We start from the raw sequence: 14,295 nt of genomic DNA, 5'->3' as shown, positions 1-14,295 counted from the left end.
CCTGACCAAGTTCTCCGGCCTGGACGCGACGCTGGGGCTTGCCTTTGCCCATACCGGTGTCCTCTATCCGCTCTTCGGCACGATGCTCGGCTGGCTTGGCGTGGCGCTGACCGGATCGGACACGGCCGCCAACGTGCTGTTCGGCGGCCTGCAGAAGACCACCGCTGAACAACTCGGCCTGTCGCCGTACCTGATGGCATCCGCCAACAGCTCAGGCGGCGTCATGGGGAAGATGATCGATGCGCAATCCATCGTGGTTGCCTCGACCGCCACCAAGTGGTACGGGCATGAAGGCGACATCTTGCGCTACGTCTTCTTCCACTCCCTGATCCTGGCCGTTCTCGTTGGACTCTTCATTACGCTGCAGGCGTATGTCTACCCGTTCACGCAGATGGTCATCCATTAGCTTGGCGCCTGCCCCTTCCCCAAAGAGGCAAGCATTTGGCCGATCCCCCGGATCGGCTTTTTTCCCTCGCCGCTTTCCCTATCACGAGGCAGGATTCCATGCATACGCGGATCGATCTCTACAGCGACACTAAGACCCGGCCTTCGCCCGGCATGCGCGCGGCAATGGCGGGCGCCACCGTTGGCGACGAACAAGCCGGCGAGGACCCGACGACGCTGGCCCTCTGCGCACGGGTAGCCGGTCTCCTGGGCATGGAGGCCGGCGTCTTTCTTCCGTCCGGGACGATGGCCAACCTGGTCGCGATCCTGGTGCATGCCCGGCCCGGCGACGAGCTGATCGCGGACAGCCAGTCTCACATCGTGTGCACCGAGGCCGCCGGTGCCGCCGCGATTGGCGGAGTCGCCGTCTATCCGCTCGAATCGCCGCACGGCATCTTCGATGCGGCACAGGTCGCCGGCGCGATCCGTCCGCGTGGCCGTACCTCGCCGCGAACCGCCATGCTGTGCGTCGAGCAGACGACCAATTTCGCCGGCGGCGCAGTCTGGAGCATCGGGCAACTGAAGGGCGTGCGCGATGTGGCGCAAGATGCCGGCCTGGCATGCCACATGGACGGCGCCCGCCTGCTGAACGCCAGCGCCGCTACCGGCATGGCGCCGTCGGACTATGCACAGGGATGGGATAGCGCGTGGATCGACCTGACCAAAGGACTTGGGTGCCCTGTCGGGGCCGTGCTATGCGGCACCGGGCGTTTCATCGAGCGCGCGTGGGAATGGAAGTACCGCCTGGGCGGCGCCATGCGCCAGTCCGGCGTCCTCGCGGCAGCCGGACTGTATGCACTGGACAACCACCTGGAACAATTGCCCCGGGATCATGAGAATGCCGCGCTGATTTGGCGGGCGCTGGCCGCCAGCCAGCTCTTCCGCTTCGATCCGCCGGTGCCGCAGACCAACATCCTGCGCTTCGCGTTCTCCGACGCCAGGATCGACAATGCGGGATTCGCCGGACGATGCCTTGAACGCGGCGTGAGGGTCCGGGCTATCGACCGTGGCTTCGTGCGCGTCACCACCCACCTCGACATCTCCGCCGATATGGCGGCGGCCGCTGCCGCCACGATGCTGTCGGTTGCCCACGAGATGCGCGGCGGAGCCTCAGGCGGTTGATTCAGGCTGATTCAGGCTGATTCCGGCTTACTTCAACGGATTGCGCAATATGTCGGTCATCCAGCGGACGAACTTCACAATATCGCTCCCCTCTTCGCATCCCGGCGGGTAGGTGATGTAGTACGCGTAGATCGAGCGCACCTGAAGGTCGAACAAGGGAACCAGGACGCCCGAACTGATCCAGCTCCGCGCCATCCTGTTGCGCGCCAGTGCAACGCCCTGGCCGTTCACCGCCGCTTCCAGCATCAGCCCGAGGTCGACAAACTGCGCGCCGATGCTCGGCTCCGGCCAGTCCAGCCCGGCGGCCACCAGCCAGGGCCGCCAGGGCTCAAGCGGACAACGCAGGAGGCGTGCCGTGGATAGTTTCTCGGGCGACTGGAATGGTCCGACATCGCGAAGGTAGCTGGGACTGCAGACAGGAAAGACCGGCTCATCCAGTATCTTCACCGTTTCGAGGCCCGGATAATTTCCTGTGCCAAAGCGGATCTCGATATCCGCATTCTCGGATTTGAGCCCCACCAGCGGCACGGACAGCTGAAGAATCAGCTCGATATCGGGGTGCGCATCCTGGAAACCGGTGAGATGCGGCACCAGCACCTGGCGCGCAAAGGTCGGCGGTGCGGCGACGCGCAACTGGCGGATCTCTCCGGCCGACCTTGGCCGGGCGCTGTAGTGGCTCAACGCGTTCAGCGCTTCCTTCACCACTTCGAGATACTCGGACCCTCGCGCCGTCAGGGTGAACCCGCCCTGGACCGAATTGAAAAGCTCGATGCCCATGACGTCTTCAAGCTGGCGGATGCGATGACTGATCGCACTGGGCGTGACGCACAATTCTTGCGCCGCCAACGTCCCGCTGCGCAGCCGCGCGACGGCTTCGAACGCGGTCAGGCATTGCAGCGGTGGAACTCTATACGTCATGGAAAGTGCTCACGAGTGTACCTACCCCAACCGCTGCGGATGCGACGGACAACAGGCGTTCAGAGCTACGCGAGGGAGGAGAACCCGAGACGCCGGAGCACACTATCGGGGCGTATCCTCCATGCCCGGTGCGCGTATGCCTGCGGCAACGGAACCTCGCGCAAGTATAACCGCACAGGTCGTGCGCGTTGCCGACGGGGCTTCACCGGCGCGGTCCAGCGGGCGATCGCGGTTTCGCAATCGCCGCGGGACAACACAGGTCAGCCCGCGCGCAGCAAGGCATCGAAATCCTCGTCGAGCGCGGACGCCAGCAAGCGGGCAACATGCACCGCCGGCGTACCCGTCCCGTCATGGATCTGGTGACGGCAGCTCGTTCCATCGGCGACGACAACCGCGTCGCTGCCGGCGCTTCGGACCGCTGGCAGCAGGGATAGCTCCGCCATGGCCCTGGACGCTTCAAAGTGCTCCGCTTCATAACCGAAGCTGCCAGCCATTCCGCAGCAAGACGACTCCACCGTGTCGACCTTGAGTCCCGGAATCCATTTCAATACCGTCTGTACCGGGCGGAAGGCATCGAACGCCTTCTGGTGGCAATGGCCATGCACAAGCACCTTGTTGCCGGGAATGCCTGTGAGCTTGAGCGCCAGCCGGCCGGCTTCCTTCTCCGCCACCAGGAACTCCTCGAACAGGTAGGCGGACTTCGCCAGGCGCCGGGCTTCGTCGCCGAATCCGTAGCTCAGGAACTCGTCCCGCAGGGAGAGCAGACAGGATGGTTCCAGTCCGACGATGGGTACACCGGCAGCGACGTAAGGCTTCAAGGCATCCAGTGCGCGCCTTGCCTCGGCTTTGGCTTCGTCGACAAGGCCCGCCGCCAGGAAGGTGCGCCCGCAGCAAAGCGGCCGCTGGTCCGGCGAGACACTGAAGTGAACGTCATACCCGGCCGCGCTCAGCACACGCTCCGCGGCAACCGCGTTCGCCGGCTCCATATAGTTGTTGAACGTATCGACAAAGAGCAAGACGGTCTTCTCGCCGATCGCTGTCCGGCCTGCCGTCTTGCGCCTCGACAGAAACGAACGCTCGAAGCGCGGCAGCGACCGCTCGGGAGCAAAACCGATCCAGCGCTTCATCAGCGAGGACAGCACCGGGATCCGGTCCGCCAGGTTGACCAGCGGCGCGAACTTGCTCGCCAGCGGCGCATAGCGCGGCATGAATGCCACCAGGCGGTCGCGTAATCCCAGTCCGTGCCGTTGCGTCCAGGCCGAGCGCGCCTCGATCTTTACCTTCGCCATGTCCACGCCGGTCGGGCAGTCCCGCTTGCAGCCCTTGCAGGAAACGCAGAGGTCCAGCACTTCCTTGACCTCGGGGCTGGCCAGCCCTTCCGCCCCCAGCTGGCCGGACAATGCCAGCCGCAGGGTGTTGGCGCGCCCGCGGGTCACGTGCTTTTCATCCTTCGTCACGCGGTAGCTGGGACACATGGTGCCGGCATCGAACTTCCGGCAGTGGCCGTTGTTGTTGCACATCTCCACGGCCTTCGCCAGCCCCTGGGCGCGGTCGCCGCCCAGGCCGGGGGCGGTCTCCACGCCCGAGATGGGGTCCCGCATGACATTCCATGCGGTCCAGTCGAGCGCGGGCTGCAGCGCGATCGCCTGGTACTCCGGGGAGTAGCGGAAGTGCCGGCTGTCGTCCATGCGCGGCGGCTGGACAATCTTGTCCGGGTTGAAACGGTTATCCGGGTCGAACAGCGACTTGATCTCCCGGAATGCCTGGTGGATCCTGGGGCCGTACTGCCACGCCACCCATTCGCCCCGGCACAGTCCGTCCCCATGCTCGCCAGAGAACGCGCCCTTGTACTCGCGGACCAGCTCGGCGGCCTCCTCGGCAATGGCCCGCATTTTCGCGGCGCCATCGCGCCGCATGTCCAGGATCGGCCGGACATGCAGGGTACCCACGCTGGCGTGGGCGTACCAGGTTCCTTCCGTGCCATGCCGATGGAACACGCCGGTAAGACGGTCGGTGTACTCCGCCAGGTGCTCAAGCGGTACCGCGCAGTCTTCGATGAAGGAGACGGGCTTGCCATCGCCTTTCATGCTCATCATGATGTTCAGGCCGGCTTTCCGGACTTCCCACAAGGCCTTTTGCTGCCCCATGTCGGCCATTGGCTTGACCGAGCCGGGCAAGCCCAGGTCGCCCATCAACTCGACCAGGCCATCCAGTTGCCTGAGCAGGGAATCCTGCTGCTCGCCCGCGAACTCCACCAGCAGGATGGCCTGTGGATTGCCGACCAGCGCCTTCTCGATCACCGGGCGGAAGGCGGGATTGCCCATCGCCAGGTCGATCATCGTCCTGTCGACCAGTTCCACCGCGCACGGACCCAGCTTGACGATGTGCTGGGTCATATCCATTGCCTGGTAGAAGGTGGGGAAGCTGACGACGCCCAGGACTTTATGCGCCGGGAGCGGCGAGAGCCTGAGCGTGAGCTGCCGGCTTACCGCCAGCGTCCCTTCGGACCCGACCAGGATATGCGCCAGGTTGGCCAGGCCATCGTCCGTGTATGACCGCGGATTCTGGCAATCGAAGATATCGATGTTGTAGCCACCGACCCGGCGCAACACCTTCGGGACCCGCTCGACAATCTCGCGATTCTCGCGTTCGGCGATGTGCCGCAGTCCCGCCAGTATCTCGCCCAGCCGCCCCGGCTGCGGATCGCCGCGCACCGAAGCAAAACTGGCCTGCGTGCCGTCGGCAAGGACAGCGTCGATGGCGTGCACGTTGTGCACCATGTTGCCGTACTCGATCGAGCGGGAGCCGCACGAATTGTTGCCTGCCATGCCGCCGATCGTACATTGCGCCCCCGTGGAGACGTCCACCGGGAACCACAAGCCATGCGGCTTCAGCCAGGCATTCAGGTGGTCCAGGACAATGCCCGGCTCAACGGTGACCAGCCTGGCCTGCGCATCGAAGCTGACTACGTTATTGAGCCATTTGCTGTTGTCGATGACGAGCGCCTCGCCCACGGTCTGGCCGCACTGGCTGGTCCCCGCCCCTCGCGCCAGGATCGGGGCTCCGCTATCCCTTGCTATGTCCAGCGCCAGGATCAGATCGGCCTGGTCGCGCGGCACCACGACGCCCAGGGGCATGATCTGGTAGATCGACGCGTCGGTGGAGTACCGCCCACGGCTGGCGGCATCGAAGAGTACGTCCCCCCTGAGTTCCTTGCGGAGAAGCCTGGCGAGCGGACTGCCTGAACCGGCACGCGAAGGCACGAGATGAACGGGTTTCACCAGCGGAGACGGGGATAGGATAGTCATGATAGGTGGCGGTGGGCCTGGCGGATGCCGRCCACGCGAGCGGGGCTTCGGCGAGACCACGAAAATGTCTCGGGGGAAGCCCGGCCGCGCTGACGGAAGATGAAGTGAATGCGGCCTGGTCCGGGCACCCGTCCCGGACCGTCAGTCACATCCCTGGCGCTGCGCTAACGGGTGGCCTTCAGCTTTTGACCAGCGGTGGAACGACCTGATCGCCAAGGAATTCCATCGCCGCCAGCACGCCACTGGCGGCGGTCTTCACGCCGGAGATCTTCAGGCCCATCTCGCATCCCGCGAGCGCCCCGACCAGCGTCAGGTCATTGCAGTCGCCCAGATGGCCGATCCGGAACATCCGGCCACGCAACTTGCCCAGCCCGGCGCCCAGGGAAATATCGAAGCGCTCGTAGGTATTCCTGCGGACCACGTCGGCATCGACACCATCCGGCATCATGACGCCGGTCAGCACGGGGCTGTACACCGCGGCGTCCACGCACTGGATTTCGAGCCCCCAGGCCCGCACCGCGCGCCGGCATGCCTCGGCATGTCCAGCGCTTCCGACAAGCCATAGAGCAGATTCGTATTCGGCGTATAGGGCCAGTATCCGGTCTTGTTCATCTCCAGGATCTCAGACCAGCCGAAGAAACTGCGGGGCAACGTGGCGTGACGGCTGGTCTCGATGGCCTTGGGGGACAGCGCATTGAAGCTGATCCCCGGTGGCAGCATCAGGCCCTTCTGCGAACCGGAGATGGTCACGTCCACGCCCCATTCATCATGCCGGTAGTCCGCCGAGCCAAGGCTGGAGATCGTATCCACCATCAGCAGCGCCGGATGCCCGGCGGCATCGATGGCGGCCCGTACCGCCGCGATATTCGAGGTCACGCCCGTCGACGTCTCATTGTGGACGACGCAAACCGCCTTGATTTCATGCCGCGTGTCAGCGCGCAACCGTTCTTCGATCATCGGGGCATTCACGCCGCGCCGCCATCCCTCGATGCCGGGAAGCCCGAGAAACTCGGGCTGCAGGCCGAGACTGCGCGCCATCTTGTCCCACAGCGTCGCAAAATGTCCCGTCTCGTACATCAGGACCTTGTCACCCGCGCTCAGGGTGTTCACCAGCGCGGCCTCCCAGGCGCCGGTTCCGGACGCGGGATAAATGATGACCGGATGCCGCGTCTGGAAGATCTTCTTGATACCATCGAGCACCTTCAGGCCAAGCGCGCCGAACTCGGGTCCGCGATGGTCGATCGTCGGATAGCTGATCGCCCGCAGGATCCTGTCGGGGACAGGACTCGGCCCCGGAATTTGAAGAAAGTGGCGACCGGAAGGATGAAAATCCAGCTTAAGCATTGCGTTCTCCTCTGATGAATTTTGAATACAATTCAATTTAGCAGAACGATCTCCATAAATCCGGCAAGCCGGCTTGAAGTTTTCTCAATCCCGTTTGAGCATCGATTTGCCGACATTTCCGTTAGTATTTCCGCACAAGGAAGCTAATTGGAGTCCTGCATGCAAACGGCACCGCCGCCGGCCCGCCCCGGATCCGCGCCATTGCTCCCGAAGGTGATGCGCCAACGCCTCCATGACGCGGTGGTGGACCATATCAGGAGTCTCATTGTCGAAGGCAAGCTGGTGGCCGGCCAGAAGATGAATGAGCGCGAACTCTGCGAGGTCTTTGGCATCTCGCGAACGCCGCTGCGCGAAGCGATGAAGGTGCTTGCTGCCGAAGGACTGATTGAGCTCACCCCCAACCGTGGCGCGTCGGTGGCCAGCATGTCGGCACCCGAGATACGCGAGGCTTTTGAAGTCCTTGGGGGCCTGGAGGCCCTGGCGGGGCAACTCGCGTGCGAGCGGATGACCGACGCGGAGCTGCTGGAAATCAGGCGCCTGCACCACGATATGATCGCGTGCCGCACGCGCAACGATCTTGCCGGCTACTACGCACGGAACCAGACGATCCATGACAGGATCAACGAGGCAGCGCGAAACTCGGCGCTGCGCCAGATCTACCAGACCGTCAACCGGCGCTTGCAGGCGCTGCGATTTCGCTCGAATTTCCAGGCGCCGAAATGGGACAGCGCGGTGCAGGACCACACGCAGATGCTGCTGGCGCTGGAAGCGCGGGACGGCGCCAGGCTTGCCGGGATCCTGCAGCGGCATTTGCTTGATAAGCGGGATGCGGTGTTGGGCACGCAGACGTTGCCGGGTGATGTTTATTCTTGCGAGTCGGGTGCATTTCACGCTTAATGCACTTATATTGCGCGAGCGAAGATGGACGGCAATGGATCGGCAATGGATCTCGATTCTTTTTTCCTGGATTTCAGTGACGATGCCCTGAACGACACGCTCCCATACCTGTGGCCGGATGCTTGTTTGATCCATGTCAACGGCAATTCGCTGGAACTTCCTATGCTCTCCGGATGGCCGTTTCCGCTTGCACGATCCGGGCCGAGGCCGATTACCAGTCCAAACACCTGGTTCCGGAGGCTCAACGGTACGAGTGCAAATTGCAACGGCAGCAACGGAATCGCCAGCGGCAACAACACCTTATATCCGATTGCCCGGCTTGCATTCCGATCCGGATCCCCCCAACGCTAACGGCCCTGAATGACCATGAAACTGCCCTTCGTCACGAGTATGCGAATGCATTCCCTGCTTCTGACTGCAAGCATTGCGCTGACGGTGACGCTGACGGTGATGCCGGCGCGCGCGGAAGGTGGCGCGGGGCTGGCCCAGCAGCTATGCGCGACCTGCCATGGCGCGAGTGGCCGCAGCGACTCGCCCAGGTTTCCGCGACTGGCTGGCCAGACCCCCGAATATCTGCAGGCACAGCTCAAAGGCTTCCGCGATCATGAACGCGGAGAATCCGATGCACGCTCGCACATGTGGGGAATCGCCGCGCAACTCGATAACGCGACGATCCAATCGCTGGCCGACTATTACGGGAGTCAGACGCCGGCGCCGGGTGTGGCCGGCGACCCCGAGCTGACGAGCAAAGGACAAACGATTTTCGAGCAAGGCTTCGCTGACCGCGGGGTGCCCGCCTGTGCTTCCTGCCACGGCGCACGGGCCGAGGGCGCCGGCGCATTCCCGCGACTGGCCGGGCAGCATCGCGCCTATCTGCTACGCCAGATCGAAGTGTTCAAGAACCGTTCGCGCGGCAACTCGCCCGTGATGAGCGCGGTGGCGCACGATTTGAGCTACGACGAGGCCAGCGCCGTGGCCGCCTACTTGCAATCCAGGTGATCGCCTCCCCTTCCAATGCAGGCGGCGGGGTCGGTGCCGCGACCTGCGCGCGCGCCTTATACGCCATTTCGCGACCTCGCGACCGCGTGTAGTCCTCTCTGCACTATAGGGAAGCAGGCAAGACGCAGCCTGCGAATGCCGCGTCTCAGACTGGAGAAGCGCTAAACCTGGGCCGCCCGCGCCTATGAATGGGCTTCTTGTCCTGGATCAAAGTTTACCTGCCGGCTTTGACTAGGTTGGAAGTGTCTTGCGACCGGGTACTGCATGCGTTTCCTGGCATCGCGAACTCCGAGCTTCTCCCGCAGCGTGCGGAGTGAGTGCAACGGCGCGGTGCAGCCGGAACCGGTGTGGCAAAAAGCGGGGCACTGGACGAAATTTCCGGTGCCATGCCGAAGTCGAGGCGGCCGATTGCGAACAGGCGGCCAACGTCCCTCGATCAGCTAAAGCGAAATATCGCCGGCGGCGAGCCGTCCATATTGTTGCAGTGAATTTCATTTCACAAGAGGAGACAGCCATGGAACGGAAGATTCTGGTGCTCAGCCTTCTGGCTATGGCGCTCGCGGCACCGCCCAATCATGCTCAGACTCCGCCGGCGGGCACGGCCCCGGCCGCGGCCGCGGCGAGCGCTGTCGATCAAGGATCGATTCAGGCACTCAAGGACATGGGCGCCTATCTGCAGACATTGAAGCGCTTCCGGGTATCGAACGATCTGACCGCCGAACGGGTGCTGGCGGATGGGCAGAAACTACAGCACATGGCAAGGGCGGATATGGACGTCGTCCGTCCGAACAAGCTGCGCGTCATGATGCTAAGTCCGCGCTCAGAACGCGAACTGATCTACGACGGCAAGACTGTTACCCTCTATACCCCTGCGCAAAAGTATTACTCGTCGGTGGAATTTTCCGACACCATCGGTGGCCTGATCGCCCGGTTGCAGGAAAAGTACGGCGTGGAACTGCCGCTAACAGATCTCTTCATCTGGGGTACCCCCGCCGCGCCACTCGACAAGATCGAGTCCGCAATGAATGCCGGCCAGGACTTTGTCGGAAAGGACCTTTGCGATCATTACGCTTTTCGTCAGGGCAATATCGACTGGCAGATCTGGATTACCACCGGAGGCAAGCCGCTGCCGCGCAAGGTCGTCATCACCAATCGGGCGGATGAAGCCCGTCCGCAATCGGTCTCCCTCCTTGAGTGGAACCTGACGCCGAGCTTCACGGACTCGGTGTTCAGCTTCACGCCGCCGAAAGGCTCTTCCAAGATCGAGATCGTGCCGGTCAAGACAAAGTAAAGGAGCCATCATGAAGAGATCATTCAGCAAGTTGCTTCAGATGCCGCTGGCCTTGCTTGTCCTCGCCAGCTTCGCGTTGGTTCCCGCGGGCGAGGCGGCAGCTCGTGCCGGCGGCGGCGGCGGCGGTGGCGGAGGTGGTGGTGGTGGCGGTGCTCGCGCACAAGCGGCTGGTGGTGGCGGCGGCGGCGCTCACGCGCAAGCGGCTGGCGGCGGTGGTGGCGCCAGGCAGACTGCTCAGGTCAACAATAGCAAGGCCGACGCGCGGACCAACAATGTCCGCAACACCAGTGTGAACAACGTCAACAACGTCAACAAGAATGTCAACGTGAATGTCCAAGGTAATAGTGGCGGTTGGGACAATGACTACCACCCGGTCGGGGCCGCTGTCGCGGTCGGTGCCACGGTTGCCGTGACTTCGGCCATTGTCGGCTCGATGGTGAGAACCGTGCCGCCAGGTTGCGTACCGGTCAACTATAGCGGCATGGTCTACCAGCAATGCGGCACTACCTGGTATCAGCCGCAAGGATCCCAATATGTGGTCGTGAATCCTCCGTATTGACGCCTGCGTGTTCGGCTTCAACATCTCATGGTGATCCCCTACTAAAGCAGACAGCTGGCAGCGACGCGCTCTCGACCTCTGCCAGCCACAAGGCCAGTTCCCACCAGTCCGCCGCGGCGTTCGCGCACGGCCCGCCGCCGAAGGCCGCCAGTGCGGCCTCGATGCGCTGCGCCGTCCCGGCCAGCCCGGCATGTGGTGCCGGCGCGGATCCGACGGCGGCCGGCACCGGCTGTCCCGATAGCCAGCACCACGGCGCGGGACTGTGTCATCAGGACCAGCGACTCCATTTCCAGTTCGACCCCGAGCACACGCACCGTGCCCGCCACACGCCGGATGGGATTGCCACGCGCTTCGGCGATCCGCAGCAGGTTCGCCAGTGCGTCGACGGCGCCCCGGCACGCGCAACCGGCTATGCAGCCGCCTCGACCACCGCCACCGCCCTTTCCGCCGCCGGGGACAGCGTGCGCTGCGCCAGGCGCACGATCACGAACTCCACGGTCATGGCGGGGGTCCCCGCCAGTTCCAGCGGCACGAGCGCGCCGGCCTCCAGTTCGGCCCTGAGCGCGCGCGCGGGCGCCAGCAGGACTGCATCGGAATGCCGCGCCRGGTGCGCCAGTGCGCGAAAGTCGTTGCACTCCACCTGCAAGGGCAGGGTTTCGCCAGGCCGGCAGCCAAGCAGCCTGCGCAGTTGCCCGTGGCCGTACGGCGGCAGCGTCACCGACACCAGGGCGGCCTCGCGCAACAGCGCCGGCGTGACCCGCCCGCGGCTAAGCGGATGGTCCGGGCGCACATACCAGCCCGAGCGCTCCGGCCGCAGCCGCCGAACCTCCAGTTCCGCCACCGGCGGAATCGTGCGGTGCTCCGCCACCAGGAAATCCAGCGTCTCGGCGTGCAAGGCGGCGAGCAGCGCCGGCGCGCTATTTACCTCGGCCGTCACGCGCAACTTGGGCCATTGGCGATTCATGGCGGATAGCACCTCGGGCAGCAGGATGGCCGCGGGAAATGGCCCCATCCCCAGCTGGACGCTGCCGATCTCGTGCTGCTGCACCAGCGCGAGATCGCGCGACAGGCAACGGGTTTCGAACAGGATGCGGCGGGCCCGCTCGGCCACCATGCGCCCCGCCGACGTCAATGTGACCCCGCGCGCGCCGCGGTCGAACAGCGGCATGCCGGCCTCGGCTTCCAGCGCCTGGATGCTGCGGGTCAGCGCGGGCTGGCTCAGGTGCACGCGGCGGGCGGCCGCCGCCAGCGAACCCTCTTCCGCCACCGCGATCAGGTGTTCCAGGCGCTTCAGGTTCAAGACATGCGCTCCATGCATTGCTGGGATAAAAAACTTGCAATTGAATTATAGGTTCCGGTCGACTCCAATAGTCGCCTTGCCCGTTTCACAGAGCCTTGCCATGTCCCTTCGCCGTACCTTGCCCGCCCTGCTGGCGCTCCTCGCCTTCCAGGCTGCCACCGCCCAGACGGCCAGCGCGCCGGCTTCGCCCGCGACCGCCCAGGCCAATGCGGCGTGGCTGCAGGCGCTGCCCTTCGGCGACCGGCAGGATTTCGAGGATGCCCATCGCGGCCTGGTGGCACGCTTCCCCGAAGCCACCATCCGCACCGCGGATGGCCGGGTGGCGTGGGACTTCAACGCCTATGCCTTCGAGCGCGCCGATGCCGCGCCGCCTACGGTCAACCCCAGCCTGTGGCGGCTCGCGCAGCTCAACAACGAAGCGGGCCTGTTCAAGGTCACTGACCGCATCTACCAGGTGCGCGGGGCCGACCTCTCGAACATGAACATCATCGAGGGCGACACCGGCATCATCGTGATGGACCCGCTGATCACCGCCGAGACCGCGAGCGCGGCCCTGGCGCTGTACTACGCGCACCGGCCCCGCAAGCCGGTCGTCGCCGTGATCTACACGCACAGCCATGCCGACCATTTCGGCGGCGCCAAGGGCATCGCCGACGAAGCCGACGTCAAGGCCGGCAAGGTGGCCGTGATCGCGCCGGCCGGCTTCATGGAAGAAGCCGTCAGCGAAAACGTGCTGGCAGGCAACGCCATGAGCCGGCGCGCGCAGTACATGTACGGCACCACCCTGCCCCGCAGCGCGACAGGGCAAGTCGACGCGGGACTGGGCAAGGCCACCTCGCGGGGCACGGTCACGCTGCTCGCACCCACCGACCTGATCGCCAAGACCATCGAGACGCGCCGCGTCGATGGCATCGACATCGAGTTCCAGCTCACGCCCGGCACCGAGGCGCCGGCCGAGATGAACCTCTACTTCCCGCAGATGCGCACCCTGTGCATCGCGGAGAACGCCGCCCGCACCCAGCACAACATCCTGACCATCCGTGGCGCGCAGGTACGCGACGCCAAGGCGTGGTCGTACTACATCGGCCAGGCACTGGCGCGCTATGGCGAGCGCAGCGACATCCTGATCGCGCAGCACCACTGGCCCACCTGGGGCCAGGCGCGCATCAACGAGTTCCTGTCGGACCAGCGCGATATGTACGCCTACCTGAACGACCAGACGCTGCGCCTGATGAACCATGGCATGACGCCCATGGACATTGCCGACACGCTGCGCAAGCTGCCCGAGCCGCTGGCCAGCAAATGGTATGCGCGCGACTACTACGGCTCCATCAGCCACAACGTGCGCGCCGTCTACCAGCGCTACCTGGGCTTCTACGACGGCAATCCCGCCCACCTGAACCCGCTGCCGCCGGTGCAGGGCGCGAAGAAGACGATTGAATGGATGGGCGGGCCGGACGCGGTCCTGGCCAAGGCGCGCGAGGCCTATGCCCGCGGCGAATACCGCTGGGTGGCGCAGATTGGCAATGAACTCGTCTTTGCCGACCCGTCCAACGCGGCGGCCCGCGCGCTGCAGGCCGATGCGCTGGAGCAGCTCGGCTACCAGACCGAGAACGCCACCTGGCGCAACGCCTACCTCACCGGCGCGCAGGAACTGCGCAACGGCGTCAAGCGGGGCGCGTCCGGCGGCACCACATCGCCCGACATGGTGCGCGCGCTGACCGTACCGTACTTCTTCGACTACCTTGCCGTACGCCTGAACGCCGACAAGGCCGCCGGCAAGGCCATGACGCTGAACTGGAACTTCACGGACCTGCGGCAGCGCTACGCCATGACCCTGCGCAACAGTGCGCTGACCTACCTGGCCGACACGCAACATCCGCGGCCCACGGCGTCGCTCACCCTGGACAAGGCCACGCTCGACCGCATCAGCCTCAGGCAACTGACGCTGCCGGAAGCGATCAGCAATGGCAGCATCCGCATTGACGGCGATCCCAAGGCGGTGGCGTCGCTGTTCGGCATGCTGGATAGTTTTGACGGGTACTTCAATATTGTCACGCCGCAGGCGGCGCCTTGAAGGCGCCGCAATCATGGAGAGACCGATGCCGATGCG

Annotated in this window: 11 protein-coding genes and 1 pseudogene; 8 read left to right on the top strand and 4 right to left on the bottom strand. The window is 64.6% G+C overall.

Annotated elements, in window-relative coordinates:
* Positions 1 to 406, top strand: a 406-nt coding sequence (locus AC1DKD_RS02675) for an L-lactate permease (protein ID WP_477142897.1), incomplete at its 5' end; no start/stop codon positions are given.
* Positions 407 to 504: 98 nt separating this feature from the next.
* A complete protein-coding gene (locus AC1DKD_RS02670) occupies positions 505 to 1,566 on the top strand; it encodes a threonine aldolase family protein (protein ID WP_441628418.1) in 1,062 nt (353 codons plus the stop codon).
* Positions 1,567 to 1,593: 27 nt separating this feature from the next.
* On the opposite strand, the gene AC1DKD_RS02665 is transcribed toward AC1DKD_RS02670, so the two are convergent.
* The 3 genes and pseudogenes from AC1DKD_RS02665 to AC1DKD_RS02655 all read right to left on the bottom strand — a co-directional run bounded on the left by AC1DKD_RS02665 (position 1,594) and on the right by AC1DKD_RS02655 (position 7,136).
* Positions 1,594 to 2,484, bottom strand: a complete 891-nt coding sequence (locus tag AC1DKD_RS02665) for a LysR substrate-binding domain-containing protein (RefSeq protein ID WP_441628416.1) — start codon at positions 2,482 to 2,484, stop codon at positions 1,594 to 1,596.
* Between the two features lie 260 nt (positions 2,485 to 2,744).
* Positions 2,745 to 5,792, bottom strand: coding sequence for an FAD-binding and (Fe-S)-binding domain-containing protein (locus tag AC1DKD_RS02660; RefSeq protein ID WP_477111536.1), 3,048 nt, complete (start codon positions 5,790 to 5,792; stop codon positions 2,745 to 2,747).
* 178 nt (positions 5,793 to 5,970) lie between these two features.
* Positions 5,971 to 7,136 (bottom strand): annotated as a pseudogene (locus tag AC1DKD_RS02655) (pyridoxal-phosphate-dependent aminotransferase family protein).
* 159 nt (positions 7,137 to 7,295) lie between these two features.
* Here AC1DKD_RS02655 and AC1DKD_RS02650 point away from each other — a divergent pair.
* The 5 genes from AC1DKD_RS02650 to AC1DKD_RS02630 all read left to right on the top strand — a co-directional run bounded on the left by AC1DKD_RS02650 (position 7,296) and on the right by AC1DKD_RS02630 (position 10,882).
* Positions 7,296 to 8,033: a GntR family transcriptional regulator gene (locus AC1DKD_RS02650; protein WP_441628410.1), complete on the top strand. Its 738-nt coding sequence runs from the start codon at positions 7,296 to 7,298 to the stop codon at positions 8,031 to 8,033.
* Positions 8,034 to 8,078: 45 nt separating this feature from the next.
* The gene (locus AC1DKD_RS02645; protein ID WP_441628408.1) at positions 8,079 to 8,384 is read left to right on the top strand and encodes a hypothetical protein; all 306 of its coding nucleotides are present in this window, start codon (positions 8,079 to 8,081) and stop codon (positions 8,382 to 8,384) included.
* Between the two features lie 45 nt (positions 8,385 to 8,429).
* On the top strand, positions 8,430 to 9,032 hold the full coding sequence (locus tag AC1DKD_RS02640) for a c-type cytochrome (protein ID WP_441628406.1): 603 nt from the start codon (positions 8,430 to 8,432) through the stop codon (positions 9,030 to 9,032).
* Positions 9,033 to 9,546: 514 nt separating this feature from the next.
* Entirely contained in the window at positions 9,547 to 10,323 is a 777-nt protein-coding gene (locus AC1DKD_RS02635) for a DUF2092 domain-containing protein (protein WP_441628404.1), read from the top strand.
* Between the two features lie 10 nt (positions 10,324 to 10,333).
* Entirely contained in the window at positions 10,334 to 10,882 is a 549-nt protein-coding gene (locus AC1DKD_RS02630) for a hypothetical protein (RefSeq protein WP_441628402.1), read from the top strand.
* 409 nt (positions 10,883 to 11,291) lie between these two features.
* Here the strand turns inward: AC1DKD_RS02630 and AC1DKD_RS02625 are convergent, their stop codons facing one another.
* Positions 11,292 to 12,182: a LysR family transcriptional regulator gene (locus AC1DKD_RS02625; protein ID WP_477142896.1), complete on the bottom strand. Its 891-nt coding sequence runs from the start codon at positions 12,180 to 12,182 to the stop codon at positions 11,292 to 11,294.
* A gap of 100 nt (positions 12,183 to 12,282) precedes the next feature.
* Here AC1DKD_RS02625 and AC1DKD_RS02620 point away from each other — a divergent pair, with 100 nt between their 5' ends.
* Positions 12,283 to 14,259: an alkyl/aryl-sulfatase gene (locus AC1DKD_RS02620; RefSeq protein ID WP_441628398.1), complete on the top strand. Its 1,977-nt coding sequence runs from the start codon at positions 12,283 to 12,285 to the stop codon at positions 14,257 to 14,259.
* Positions 14,260 to 14,295: the final 36 nt, after the last annotated feature.

This window comes from Cupriavidus sp. 05T313 (assembly GCF_056396665.1).
This window is presented reverse-complemented; position numbering and strand designations above follow the sequence as displayed.